A 12898-nucleotide genomic window follows, 5' to 3' on the forward strand; every position below is an offset into this window, starting at 1 on the left:
GCCATGCAAATCAATCTGATTACCGGAATCTCAGGCTCAGGTAAATCAGTAGCCTTAAGGGCGTTTGAAGATGCAGGCTACGATTGTGTTGATAACCTCCCCGTCTCGCTTCTAGAAAATCTCATTAGCACTCTTGCAAATGAAAATTGTGAGCGTGTTGCCGTTGCTATTGATGCTCGCCGCGGTCAATCGATTGCGGAGCTCCCTTCGATTCTAGAAAATCTGAAACGTAGTCACCAAGTAAGAATCGTCTTCTTAAATGCAGATACCAACACCTTGGTACAACGCTTCTCTGAAACCCGCCGGCGACATCCCCTCTCAACAAGTGCCAAGCAAACTCAATCGGCAACCTTAATCGAAGCCATTGATAAAGAGCGGGGATTGTTAGAACCTCTCCGCACACAAGCACATAGTATTGATACCAGCAACCTACCAGCACATGCATTGCGCTCTTGGATTCAGGATCTACTCAAAGATAAACCCGTTGGCCTGACAGTCATTTTTGAATCCTTTGGTTTTAAAAAGGGCGTGCCTAGCGAAGCGGATCTTGTATTTGATGTACGTTGTTTGCCTAATCCCCATTACGACAAGGTCTTAAGACCCTTAACCGGTAACGACAAACCCGTAAAAGAATTTCTGGAGAAAATTCCAGAGGTAGTCAGCATGGAAATTGACATCACTCAATTTATTGAGAAATGGTTACCGCACTACATCGCAGATGGGCGCAGTTACCTAACCGTTGCGATTGGCTGTACTGGTGGACAACATCGCTCGGTCTATTTAGTCAACCGAATTAGCGAACACTTCCGTGCCCAAAAAGAATTTATTGATCTACAGCTTAATTTTTTAGATCGTCACCGCGAACTAGACTCAATCCCTGCAGCAAAACCTTAATCGGTTGCGGGAGACCATAGCGCCCCAATTGACTTAAGGGAACCCACTTTAGATTGCTGCTTTGAGGCTCTACAAGCTTAGGGGCATTTACATGCCAAATCTGCATCCACAAGCGTCGGTGGGTAAATACATGCTTGATTTGAGGTCCTGCCTTGACAACTTTACAGGCCTTCAGCCACGGAGTAGCCCCCTCCTCTGGTAAAGCCGCTGCAAATAAATTCTGAAGCCTTGGAATTGATTTTTTCGGGGTAGATTTCGTGATCCAGACAGACTCTGGCAAAGACCATAAGCCGCCCCAGATAGCTTTACTTGGACGCTTTTGTAAAAGAATGAAATTACCCGACCTCACTAGGAGCATGTCACAGTCAAACTCGGGTGACTTCGCTTTCAAAGTCTTGTGCGGTAAAGACAAGACTTGATCGCTTAAATTTGCTTGGCATTGTTTCTCATATGGACACTTTTTTTCATTGTCCAGACAAACGGGCTTACGAGCAGTGCACCAAGTAGCACCAAAGTCCATTAGCGCCTGGGTATACACCGGCATATCCTTAGCTTTGGCGGGCAAGAGCTGACCAGCCAATTGCCATAAACGATCATTCACTGCCTTATCTTGCAAAGGACCCTCAACAGCAAACAAGCGCGCCAAAATTCTTTTGACATTCGCATCGAGAATTGGGGCTTTCACATGAAATGCAAATGCAGCAATGGCGCCTGCTGTTGAGCGTCCTATGCCTTTAAGTTGCTCAAGCAAGATTGGATCACTCGGAAATTGTCCGGCAAACTCTTTAACGACTTGCTGCGCACAGTCATGTAAATTTCTAGCCCGCGAGTAATAGCCCAATCCAGCCCACTCTGCCAATACCTCATCAATATGCGCGCTAGCTAATTTTTTCACTGTCGGAAAGCGCTTCATAAACCGGGGGTAACGCTCTAGGACAGTTGCCACTTGAGTTTGTTGCAACATAATTTCTGAAACCCACACCGCATAAGGATCTCTATTGCCCTGCCAAGGTAGACCCGACCGGCCACTGCGAGCATGCCAAGCAATCAGCTTTTCAGAAAAAGTATTGATTAGCGCTTTTGACATGCAGGACAAAAATAGGTGGAGCGCTGACCCTGCACAATCTGCTTGATCGGTGTTTTACAAACTTTACATGGCTGATCTTTGCGATCATAGACTTTGGTTTGCACCATGAAATGTCCTGGGTCACCATCACTATTGACAAAGTCTTTTAAGCTACTACCGCCAGCAGCAATCGCTTTTTTCAAAATCAATCTCACCGCTTCAGCTAAGCGAGAACATTGAGGACGCGTCAGCTTCCCCGCTGGTTTTGCTGGATGAATGCCAGCCTCAAACAAACTTTCGGAGCAATAAATATTGCCAACACCAACTACCGCTTGACCAGCCAATAGAAATTGTTTAACAGCAACGCTACGTTTACGAGAGGCTTGATACAAGATTTCAGCGCCAAGTTCTCCAGCAAAGGCTGATGAAAAAGGTTCAACCCCCAACTTTTGCAGGAGAACATTTTTTTCTATTGGGCCTTTGGTTTTTGGATGCCACAACACCGCGCCAAATTTTCTAGGATCATGCAGACGCAGACTCAAGTTTCCAAACTCTAAAGTCACACGATCATGCAACTTCAAGGGGTCGGTACTAGGTAATACACGCAAGGTGCCCGTCATTCCTAAATGGACTAAGAGATGGCCCGTATCCAGTTCAATTAATAGGTACTTACCGCGCCTTTCAATAGCATGCACTTTTTGACCGGGCAAGATCTTTGGCAAGGTTTTAGGGACAGGCCAACGCAAGCGCCCATCAAGGACCTTGACAGCACTAATAGCACGCCCCTGTAGGTGAGGGGTAATTCCCAATCTGGTGACTTCAACTTCTGGAAGTTCTGGCATAAATCAATTGTAGATTCGCAGATTAGAATGTGCTTATGAGCAAATTTTTACTTAAATCCTATTTCAAGGGTTTATTACTTCTCTTTACTGCCTGCCTGAGTGCTGTATCTGGGTATGCGCTTGCTCAAGCAGACGAAGGACAGTCTGGGCAAGCTATTTTTGAAGTATTAGCCTCAGAAATCGCTTTGCAAAGAGGTGAAGCTGGCTTGGCGTACAACACCTATATGGAATTAGCCCGCCAATATAAGGACCCGCGACTTGCCCAAAGAGCGATGGAAATTGGAATTGCCGGCGGCTCCCCTGAATTGGCTTTAAATGCTGCCAAAACGTGGGATAGCCTATCTCCGGCATCTCAAACTAAACCCAAAGAAGTTCTGATCACATTGCTCGTCTTAAGCAATCGTTGGTCTGATGCGGTAAAGCCCGCAATTGCTTTGCTTCAACAGCAAACTCCAGCGCAGCAAGAAAATACATTACTGCAGCTACAAGCTTTGCTCAGCAAAGCAAAAGATGAGTCAGATGCATTGCGCGCTTTCTATGAAATCGCATCAACCGCAAAACCGCTACCCAAAGATCCAGGACTTCTCTACACCTATGCCATGTCAGCAGAAAAAGCTGGGCGTCTAGATGTGATGGAAAAAACCTTGCGTGAAATTTTGCGCAAGAGCCCAAATGATGCCAACTCTTTAAATGCTTTGGGTTACAGCCTCGCGGATCGAAATATCAAACTACCAGAAGCTTTTGCTCTCATTAGCAAAGCTCATCAGCTCTCACCTAAAGATGGCTTCATTTTGGATAGCCTGGGTTGGGTTAACTTTCGTCTTGGAAAAAATGAGCTTGCTTTAGAGCAACTTCAACAAGCATTCCGAATGAAACCCGAGGCTGACATTGCAGCACATACCGGTGAGGTATTGTGGGTAATGGGTCGTCGCACTGAAGCAGAAGAGATGTGGCAACAAGGTCAAAAATTAGATGCTAATAATCCCACGCTGAAAGAAACTTTAAAACGCTTAAAGCCGGATTGGTCCAATACGAATCAAGCAGCTTCCGGCTCTTGGGATGGGCGCTTCGCCGTTAAGGTCACAGGCCTTACCGATGCGCAAACTCAGGGCGGATCGGGCGGCTTTACGCTCACACAAGAACAGCTTAAAGACGTCCTAGAAATACGCAATCCTGTTGGCGGATCTATTGCAAAAATTACGATCATGCCTGGCGAAGCAACTCTTGAGCGCGATGGCCAAGTAGTTACTGCGATTGATGCAGATACCCTTGTTCAAAATACCCTAGGGCTTCCCTTACCAGCAAGAGGTTTATCTAACTGGCTAAGAGGTGAAGTCCGACCAGGTGGCGAGGCAAGCATTGAGAGAAATCCCAAGGGGCAAGTGAGCAAAATCAATCAAGATGGCTGGGACTTGGTTTATACCTGGGGCAATAAAAATCGTCTTGAAAAACTTAACATGAGTCGTAGCTCAAACATTGGATCAATTGATATTCGCCTAGTCTTTGACAACCCAAATGAGTGAAGTGAACCACCAGTCCATAAGGCTTCGCTCACCAGCTAAGCTAAATTTATTTCTACACATCGTTGGGCGCAGGGCCGATGATTATCACTTGCTGCAATCCGTCTTTCAGTTGATTGATTGGTGCGATACCATTCACTTAAAACTCATCCCAGAAAATGAAGTGCGTCGCATTAATCCAATCACTGGAGTTCAAGCTGATCAAGATTTAGTTGTTCGCGCCGCAAAGTTATTAAAAGACTTTGCCAAGATTGACTCTGGGGTTGAAATTAATCTGCAAAAAGAAATTCCGATGGGTGCAGGATTGGGAGGCGGATCATCGGATGCGGCCACCACTCTGATTGGCTTAAATCACCTTTGGAATCTCAATTTAGACCAAAAGACGCTTTGCGACATAGGCCTAAAACTTGGTGCTGATGTGCCATTTTTCATTTTTGGCCAAAATGCGTTTGTTGAAGGAATTGGCGAACAAATGCGCGAAATTTCCTTGGGTGACCGTGAATTTTTGGTGATCTTCCCCAATCAAGGGATCGCCACCAAGAGTATTTTTCAAGACCCTGAATTGACCCGAGATCACGGTCAGATTACAATTGATGGCTTTCTTGCATCGCCATGGTCAGATCTTTCAAACGATTGTCAGGCAGTAGCGATGCGGATTTGTCCTGAAGTGAAGCAAGCTTTGGATTGGATTAGTCAGGCGGTACCGGGCTCAGAACCCCGTATGTCAGGCTCTGGAAGTAGCGTTTTTACAGTCTTAGACCCTAAGGCTGATATCGCAAAACTGGAAAATCTTCTACAAAATCTTCCTAAAGGGTGGATAGGTCGGGTTGTTCGGGGGCTAAATAAAAATCCCGCTTACAATTTGATTTCTTCAGATTGATCCGTAGGGGAATCGCCAAGCTGGTTAAGGCACTGGATTTTGATTCCAGCATGCGAAGGTTCGAATCCTTCTTCCCCTGCCAAATACTGTAGAAATGACAAAGATAACCTTTTGACCCTACAAAATCCTTAAGACTATGTCCTCCACAAACTCTGATTTATTGACTTTATTTACAGGCAACGCAAATCCGGTTTTGGCTGAGGCTGTAGCCAAAGAGCTCAAGTTGCCAATGGGCAAAGCCTTTGTAGGTCGTTTCTCAGACGGTGAAATCCAAGTAGAAATTCAAGAAAACGTTCGTGGCAAAAATGTCGTGGTGATTCAATCAACCTGCGCTCCAACGAACGACAGCTTGATGGAATTGATGATCATGATTGATGCGTTGAAGCGTGCATCTGCAAGTCGTATCACCGCAGTAATCCCTTACTTTGGTTACGCACGTCAAGATCGCCGCCCACGCTCCGCGCGTGTTGCTATCTCCGCTCGTATCGTGGCAAATATGCTGCAATCCGTTGCTGGCATTGAGCGCGTTCTCACCATGGATCTCCATGCCGACCAAATTCAAGGCTTTTTTGATATTCCAGTAGATAACATTTATGCCTCCCCTGTTCTGTTGGCTGACTTAGAAGCACAAAAGACTAAAAAAGACTTGATCATTGTTTCTCCAGACATCGGTGGCGTGGTTCGCGCTCGCGCCATGGCAAAACAATTAGGCACGGATTTGGCGATTATTGATAAACGCCGCCCTAAGGCCAACGTATCTGAAGTAATGCACCTTATTGGCGAAGTAGAAGGTCGCCATTGTGTCATCATGGATGACATCATTGATACCGGCGGAACCCTCTGTAAGGCTGCTGAAGCGCTTAAAGAGCGTGGTGCCAAGGGTGTGACTGCTTACTGTACTCACGCCGTTCTATCAGGCGGAGCTGTAGCTCGTATTGCCGCCTCCGAATTAGATGAGTTGGTTGTCACCGACACCATCCCATTAACTGCAGAAGCCTTAAAAGTGAGCAAAATCCGTCAATTGACGGTAGCCCCATTGCTAGCCGAGACCCTTTCTCGCATCAGCAAGGGTGACTCAGTTATGTCTATGTTTGCTGAATAAGCCAAAAAACCCCGTTTTACCCCGTTTTTTGGCAGTTTTAGGGCATTTGTAGGCAAAAATCTTCATTCCCACGATATAATTGAAGGCTTTTCCGTTTGGTCGCGAACGGAAATTAACCTTAAAAGGGAATTTAATATGAAAGTTGTAGCCTTTGAAAGAAGCGTACAGGGAACGGGTGCGAGCCGCCGTCTGCGCAATTCCGGAAAAACTCCGGGAATCGTTTACGGTAGTAAAGATCCAGCCTTGGTCATCGAGTTAGACCATAACGCGTTGTTCCATGCTCTCCGCAAGGAAGCATTCCACTCATCTATTTTGGATTTGGAAATTAGTGGCAAGACACAAAAAGTGTTGTTGCGCGATTACCAAATGCATCCATTCAAGCCATTGGTTTTGCACATTGACTTCCAGCGCGTTTCTGCGACTGAGAAAGTTCATATGCGCGTTCCATTGCACTTCACTAATGCTGACACTTCAGCTGCCGTGAAATTGCAAGGTGCCGTTATTAGCCACATCCTCAATGATCTCGAAGTTTCTTGCTTACCAGCAGACTTACCAGAGTTTCTTGAGGTGGACTTGAGCAAAATTGAAGTGGGTCACTCTATTCACGCTAAAGACGTGGCATTGCCAAAAGGTGTTGCTTTGGTATTGCATGTTGAGCAAGAGAACCCAGTGATTGCAAATGCACGTATCCCAGCTGTTAAAGCTGCTGAGACTGAAGAAGCTGCTCCAGCAGCCGCTGCAGCTCCAGCCGCTCCTGCTGCTGATGCAAAGGACAAAGCTTAATTTATTAAGTCATCTGTTTGCGAAAGAAGCCCGCGCAAGCGGGCTTTCTTTTTATCTCTTGCTTCTTTTTGTCGAAATCCACTTATATCTTTACACTCTCATCATGACAAAATTAATAGTTGGCCTTGGCAATCCGGGCGATGAACACGAAGAAGATCGGCACAATGCTGGCTTCTGGTTTGTCGATGCCTTAGCAAAACAATTAAACGCTCGCTTTGAATCAGAAAAACGCTTTCACGGAAAAGTAGCAAAAGCGAAATGGGAAGGGGAAGATCTTTTTCTATTAAAGCCTGGTACATACATGAATCTGAGCGGACAAGCCGTTGGCGCACTCTGTCGCTTCCATAAAATCACGCCCGCAGATATTTTGGTGGTGCAAGATGAACTTGATCTCAAACCGGGAACTGCTCGGATCAAGTTGGGCGGAGGTACTGGTGGTCACAATGGCCTTAAAGATATTCAAGCGCATTTGGGTACACCAGATTACTGGCGTCTGCGTCTAGGCATCGGGCATCCGAGAGATGTCGCTGGTGATGGGCGACCCATGGATGTTGCTGACTATGTTTTACGTAGACCGCAATTAGCCGAGCAAAAACTTATTGAAACCAGCATTGAAAATGGTTTGCAAATTTTGCCGCTATTTTTAAAGGGTGATACTCAAACCGCGATGATGGAACTTCACTCGAAAGGCTAGGCTGTATTGGCCTTTTTGGCGGCAGTTAAGAGTTTGAACTTCACCATTAACTGCTCTTGGGTTTCTGTATGTTCGGGATTAAATGGAATGCAATCCACCGGACAAACCTGACGACACTGGGGCGCATCGTAGTGACCCACACACTCCGTGCATTTACTAGGATCAATCTCATAAATCTCTAAGCCCATATAAATTGCATCATTAGGGCATTCTGGCTCGCATACATCGCAATTGATGCATTCGTCGGTAATCATGAGAGCCATTTTTTACTCGATGGCCTTACTTATTGTTTTGATTGGCAGCAGCAATCTTTTGAACAAGCCACTTTTCGACAGATGGGAAAACAAACTTACTCACATCACCACCCATAGAAGCAATCTCACGAACAAAAGTGCCAGAGATAAATTGATATTGATCAGATGGGGTCAAAAATAGTGTCTCTACATCTGGCAAGAGATAGCGATTCATGCCCGCCATCTGAAACTCGTATTCGAAGTCCGATACTGCGCGTAAACCACGTACGATGACCCGTGCATTGTGTTCGCGAGCAAAATCTTTTAACAAGCCTTGAAAGCCAACCACCTTCACATTGGAGTAATGCCCCAGCACTTCCCTGGCAATATCAATTCGCTCTTCTAGAGTGAAAAAAGGATGCTTGCTACGACTTGAGGCAACACCAACAATCAGCTCATCAAAAATACTGGAGGCGCGACGAACTAAATCCTCGTGACCACGTGTGAATGGATCAAATGTTCCTGGATATACAGCGACAGTCATAACTCTCCTAAGGCTTTATCGGCTACAGGCAAGAGTTTAGCCTCTTCCAGACCGGAAAAGGCAGGCTTTTACCTGCCCCGCCTCTAAGTATTTTCCACAATGCCAGTCTGGCAGTAGGGCTTCTATCTCTTCGCGAGGTCGATTTGAGGGAAATTCGACATAAATGCCCCCGCCACCAGAGTCATCGCAAATTCTGCCGGCCTCAATGACGGCGTGATCTAGCAATGATGCGTCTTGAAAGGGGGGGTCAATAAAGATGAGGTTACTTGAGCGATCTACCTGTTGTTTTAAAAACTCTACGCTATCTCTTTGCAAAATTTCCACCACTCCAGTTACAGGCGATGATTGCAGTAGTGATAAATTAGTCACCAAGTTTTTATAAGCTTTTTTATCTTTCTCCAGAAGCGCAACAAAACTTGCACCACGTGAAGCCGCCTCAAAACCGAGAGCCCCTGTTCCTGCAAATAAATCTAAACAGCGCAAGCCCGTTAAATCTTGACCAAGCCAGTTAAATACAGTTTCTCGAATGCGATCCGTCGTTGGGCGTAGGCCAGGCAAATCTAATACTGTTAATAAGCGGCTTCTCCAAGCGCCTCCAATGATGCGCACCTTTTTAGGGGGCTCTGCCTTGAGAGACTTAGGCTTATTTATTTTGCGCCCCCAAGACAACAATCTTCATACGATCCATCGCAAGATATTTTTGGAATGCAGCAGTCACTTGTTCTAAGGTAACCGCCTCAACTTGTTTAGTCCAAATCTCCATCGTATCAAGCGGTAAATCATTCCAAGCAATGGATGACACGTTATCCAGGAGCTTGCGATTGTTATCAATACGCAACGGATAACCATTAATCAAATTCGCTTTTGCTGCAATAAGCTCAGTAGCAGTGGGACCATCAGCAATAAATTTTGCGATCGTAGTACTCATCACATCAAGAGCTAAGGCTCCCTGATCGCTCTTGGTTTGCAAGCCAGCCTGAAAGATGCCGGTATCTTTGCCTGGCGCAAAATAACTAAACACGCTATAGGCAAGCCCACGTTTTTCACGAACCTCACCCATCAAACGAGACACAAATCCACCACCACCCAAAACATAATTACCCACTAACAGTGGAAAGTAATCAGGGTTGTTGCGTGCTATTGCCGTCATGCCCATCGTAATATGCGCTTGCTGGGAGTCAAATGGAATCTGCGCCTCACGCTGGCTTAAAGGCTCTGCTGGTGAACGCTGAAAGTCCGGTAAAGATGCAATCACAGGGCCTCCTGATTGTGGAATTCTTTTTAATAGCGTCTGCACAATCTCATTTGCTTGAGTTGAATCAACGTCGCCCACAATACTGACAATCATTCTATCGCCGCGGTAGAACTGTTTATAAAATTGCTGTAAGTCTCCCGTAGTAATAGTACTGACTGATTTAACTGATGGGGTATCTGCTAAAGGATAAGAACCGTAGACCATTTTTTTGAAACGGCGCTCCAATACATATTCTGGCTTCGTTTCTGCTTCAAGCAAACTAGTAATGGTTCTTTGCTTTTCTCGAGCAAGAATATTGGCATCGTATGTTGGTGCGCTCAACATTGATGCCGCAAGTTGCACAGCCCGATCTCGCAAATCTTTTCTACTCAAAGTGCGAATACGCAAAATAGCGCGTTCACCACTTACTGATAAGCCAATATTTGCACCAAGATCGGCGATCTCATCAGCAATTTGAGCTTCGTTCAATAAGCCCTTGTCACCACGAACCCCATAATTCATGAGGCCTGCAGCCATATCCGCTAAGCCGCTTTTACCCGCTGGGTCATACCGATCGCCGGCGTCAATGCTGACCTCAATATCGACCATCGGCAGTGCCTTGGTTTGAACTAAATAGGCTTTAGCACCCTTATAGTGATCAAGCTTCTCGATCGGCAATATGGCATTTGCACTCGTAACCACACCAAATACCAAAAGCGTTGTGGCAATACATTGCTTGAGAGCTCTCATTATTTGCTCTCCTTACTAACAGCCTTGCGCGCTTGAGGATCTAAAACAGCAATCGTCAAACCGTCATCTACTAAATATTTTTTGGCAACAGCTTGTACTTGCTCTGGAGTAATGGTTTGCATTTTTTCCAGCATGGAATCAATATCTTTCCAGGAGAACCCAGCCATCTCAGTACTGCCAATTTCCATCGCCTGACCAAAAATAGAATCACGCTTATAAATCTGATCCGAGAGGATGCGTACCTTGATGCGCTTGAGCTCAGACTCCAAAATACCCTTTTGCTTAATCTCTTCTATGGCTTTACGAATGCTAGATTGCGCTTGTGCAACCGTTTTTCCTTTAGCCATTGTGGCGCTAATCAGAAATAACTCTGGCCCACGCGAGACCATATCGTATCCAACACCCACATCATTAACAACTTTCTCTTGCTTTACGAGTGAGCGATTCAGACGTGCATTGTCGTAGCCATCCAGTACCGCAGTGAGCAACTCAAGTGCATATGGCTCAGGATTGTCTAGCTTGCCAGGCTCAAGGCGCGGAGCTTTCCAGGCCATAGTAAATTGTGCACTATCTGCTGGAGCCTTTACTTGGACCTGCTTCACGCCTTTTTGTGGCGGCTCAACTTGTGGCTTACGAACTGGTAATTCTTGTGGAGCTACTGCACCGTAATATTTTTCTACAGTCGCTAACACTTTTTTGGGATCAACATCGCCAGCAATCACTACCGTTACATTGTTTGGTTTATACCAACTACGATACCAATCTCTGGCATCAGCAGCAGTCATATTTTGTAAATCATTCATCCAACCAACCACTGGATGGCGATATGGAGAGCTCATATAAGCAGTTGCCATCAGCGATTCATTTAGCAGACTGCTAGGGTTATCTTCCGTCCGTAATCGGCGCTCCTCCATCACCACCTGAATTTCTTTTAAGAATTCTGCATCATCGAAATTCAAGTTTGACATGCGATCTGCCTCTAACTTGATGACTTCATCCAACTTTGATTTTTCAACTTGCTGAAAGTAAGCGGTGTAATCTCGAGAAGTAAATGCATTTTCGCGGCCGCCAACAGCAGCCACTAAACGAGAAAACTCACCCGCCTTTACCTTGTGGGTGCCCTTAAACATCATGTGCTCAAGAACGTGAGCAACGCCGGTTTTACCATTGACCTCATCCATCGAACCAGCGCGATACCATGCCATATGCGCCACAGTTGGAGCACGATGGTCTTCCCTCACAATGAGTTTGAGGCCATTGCTGAGCACAAATTCATGGGTATCTGCAGGATCTTTGCCAGCCGCCCAAGATAATTGAGTACACAGCAATAACAGGAAAGAAATTCGGAGTAAATTGGAACGCATCTGCTAAATCACCATATCCCAAGAATTAAATTGATAAGATGCAAGGATTAAATTGTATCGATTATGTTCGGCTTACGTAAAACCCTCGGATCTCTATTCAAATCCAGCAAGACTGATGATGCTTGGTTTGATACCTTAGAAGAATCACTCATTCAAAGTGATGTGGGCTTACCCACGACTGAGCAATTGATTAGCAAGTTACGTAAAGCGGCTAAATCTGAGAAAGCCTCAAGCCCAGAAGAGCTACAGACACTCCTCATTCAAGAGGTTGAAGCTCTATTACGGGTTTTAGAGCCGTCTCCGAACCCATTATTTAAAAGCCACCAAGACAGCATTCCTGAGGTTTGGCTTGTAGTTGGAGTCAATGGCGCAGGCAAAACAACCACCATTGGTAAGCTTTGCAGGCTCTTTCAATCTCAAGACAAATCAGTGCTTCTTGCAGCAGGCGACACTTTTAGAGCGGCGGCACGCAATCAATTGCAAGAATGGGGTGGACGTAATCAGGTTGATGTCATCACGCAAGAAGGTGGTGATGCAGCAGCAGTAGCGCACGATGCAATCCATTCAGCCATCTCTCGTAAAAGCGATATTCTGATTATCGATACAGCTGGACGCCTTGCCACTCAAGATCACCTGATGGAGGAACTGAAGAAGGTAAAGCGCGTCATCGGTAAAGCGCTTCCTGGAGCCCCTCACCACACCTTATTAGTTTTGGATGGCAATACGGGTCAGAATGGCTTAAGCCAGGTGAAGGCCTTCCATGCAGCCTTGGGGCTCACGGGAATCATTGTGACCAAGCTTGATGGCACCGCTAAAGGCGGCGTAATCTGTGCCCTAGCCCATACCCTTAAAGATGGTCCAAAACCGGCTGTTTTAGCCCTAGGCAAAGGTGAGGGAATTGAAGATTTAGCCCCATTCACAGCGAGGCAATATTCTTCTGAATTATTCAATTAATTCAACCACTTACAGATCATCTAAAGCATTAGCACTCT

14 protein-coding genes and 1 tRNA gene are annotated in these 12898 nt (G+C 45.8%); 8 read left to right on the forward strand and 7 right to left on the reverse strand.

Annotated features, from left to right (window positions below; translation table 11 throughout):
• Positions 1-3 precede the first annotated feature (3 nt).
• Positions 4-894: an RNase adapter RapZ gene (rapZ, locus tag FD968_RS09495; protein WP_215365896.1), complete on the forward strand. Its 891-nt coding sequence runs from the start codon at positions 4-6 to the stop codon at positions 892-894.
• Here the strand turns inward: rapZ and mutY are convergent.
• The gene (mutY, locus tag FD968_RS09500) at positions 839-1981 is read right to left on the reverse strand and encodes an A/G-specific adenine glycosylase (protein ID WP_215365898.1); all 1143 of its coding nucleotides are present in this window, start codon (positions 1979-1981) and stop codon (positions 839-841) included. The two genes, rapZ and mutY, sit on opposite strands and share 56 nt — an antisense overlap.
• On the reverse strand, positions 1966-2802 hold the full coding sequence (mutM, locus tag FD968_RS09505; RefSeq protein WP_215365900.1) for a bifunctional DNA-formamidopyrimidine glycosylase/DNA-(apurinic or apyrimidinic site) lyase: 837 nt from the start codon (positions 2800-2802) through the stop codon (positions 1966-1968). Before mutM ends, mutY begins: the two co-directional genes overlap by 16 nt.
• A gap of 35 nt (positions 2803-2837) precedes the next feature.
• On the opposite strand from mutM, the gene FD968_RS09510 reads away from it, so the two are divergent.
• The 6 genes from FD968_RS09510 to pth all read left to right on the forward strand — a co-directional run bounded on the left by FD968_RS09510 (position 2838) and on the right by pth (position 7781).
• Positions 2838-4325, forward strand: a complete 1488-nt coding sequence (locus FD968_RS09510) for a lipoprotein insertase outer membrane protein LolB (RefSeq protein ID WP_215365902.1) — start codon at positions 2838-2840, stop codon at positions 4323-4325.
• A complete protein-coding gene (gene ispE / locus FD968_RS09515; protein WP_215365904.1) occupies positions 4318-5202 on the forward strand; it encodes a 4-(cytidine 5'-diphospho)-2-C-methyl-D-erythritol kinase in 885 nt (294 codons plus the stop codon). The genes FD968_RS09510 and ispE overlap by 8 nt, the downstream gene beginning before the upstream one ends.
• Positions 5203-5207: 5 nt before the next feature.
• A tRNA-Gln gene (locus FD968_RS09520) sits at positions 5208-5284 on the forward strand.
• Positions 5285-5338: 54 nt separating this feature from the next.
• Positions 5339-6304 (forward strand): ribose-phosphate pyrophosphokinase, encoded by a 966-nt coding sequence (locus FD968_RS09525; protein ID WP_215365906.1) that lies wholly within the window; start codon positions 5339-5341, stop codon positions 6302-6304.
• A gap of 135 nt (positions 6305-6439) precedes the next feature.
• On the forward strand, positions 6440-7087 hold the full coding sequence (locus FD968_RS09530; RefSeq protein ID WP_215365908.1) for a 50S ribosomal protein L25/general stress protein Ctc: 648 nt from the start codon (positions 6440-6442) through the stop codon (positions 7085-7087).
• A gap of 103 nt (positions 7088-7190) precedes the next feature.
• Positions 7191-7781 (forward strand): aminoacyl-tRNA hydrolase, encoded by a 591-nt coding sequence (gene pth / locus FD968_RS09535; protein WP_215365910.1) that lies wholly within the window; start codon positions 7191-7193, stop codon positions 7779-7781.
• Here the strand turns inward: pth and FD968_RS09540 are convergent.
• The 5 genes from FD968_RS09540 to FD968_RS09560 are packed head-to-tail and all read right to left on the reverse strand — an operon-like array spanning position 7778 to position 11906.
• Entirely contained in the window at positions 7778-8044 is a 267-nt protein-coding gene (locus tag FD968_RS09540) for a YfhL family 4Fe-4S dicluster ferredoxin (protein ID WP_215365912.1), read from the reverse strand. The genes pth and FD968_RS09540 overlap by 4 nt on opposite strands.
• A 16-nt stretch (positions 8045-8060) precedes the next feature.
• The gene (gene coaD / locus FD968_RS09545) at positions 8061-8558 is read right to left on the reverse strand and encodes a pantetheine-phosphate adenylyltransferase (RefSeq protein ID WP_215365915.1); all 498 of its coding nucleotides are present in this window, start codon (positions 8556-8558) and stop codon (positions 8061-8063) included.
• A 36-nt stretch (positions 8559-8594) separates the two neighbouring features.
• Entirely contained in the window at positions 8595-9167 is a 573-nt protein-coding gene (rsmD, locus tag FD968_RS09550) for a 16S rRNA (guanine(966)-N(2))-methyltransferase RsmD (RefSeq protein ID WP_251367566.1), read from the reverse strand.
• A 34-nt stretch (positions 9168-9201) separates the two neighbouring features.
• A complete protein-coding gene (locus FD968_RS09555) occupies positions 9202-10542 on the reverse strand; it encodes a pitrilysin family protein (protein WP_215365917.1) in 1341 nt (446 codons plus the stop codon).
• Positions 10542-11906, reverse strand: coding sequence for a pitrilysin family protein (locus tag FD968_RS09560; protein WP_215365919.1), 1365 nt, complete (start codon positions 11904-11906; stop codon positions 10542-10544). Before FD968_RS09560 ends, FD968_RS09555 begins: the two co-directional genes overlap by 1 nt.
• Before the next feature lie 63 nt (positions 11907-11969).
• Between FD968_RS09560 and ftsY the strand changes: the two genes are divergently transcribed.
• On the forward strand, positions 11970-12860 hold the full coding sequence (gene ftsY, locus FD968_RS09565) for a signal recognition particle-docking protein FtsY (protein ID WP_215365922.1): 891 nt from the start codon (positions 11970-11972) through the stop codon (positions 12858-12860).
• Positions 12861-12898 lie beyond the last annotated feature (38 nt).

It is taken from the genome of Polynucleobacter sp. AP-Titi-500A-B4, from assembly GCF_018688095.1.
Lineage (GTDB): Bacteria > Pseudomonadota > Gammaproteobacteria > Burkholderiales > Burkholderiaceae > Polynucleobacter.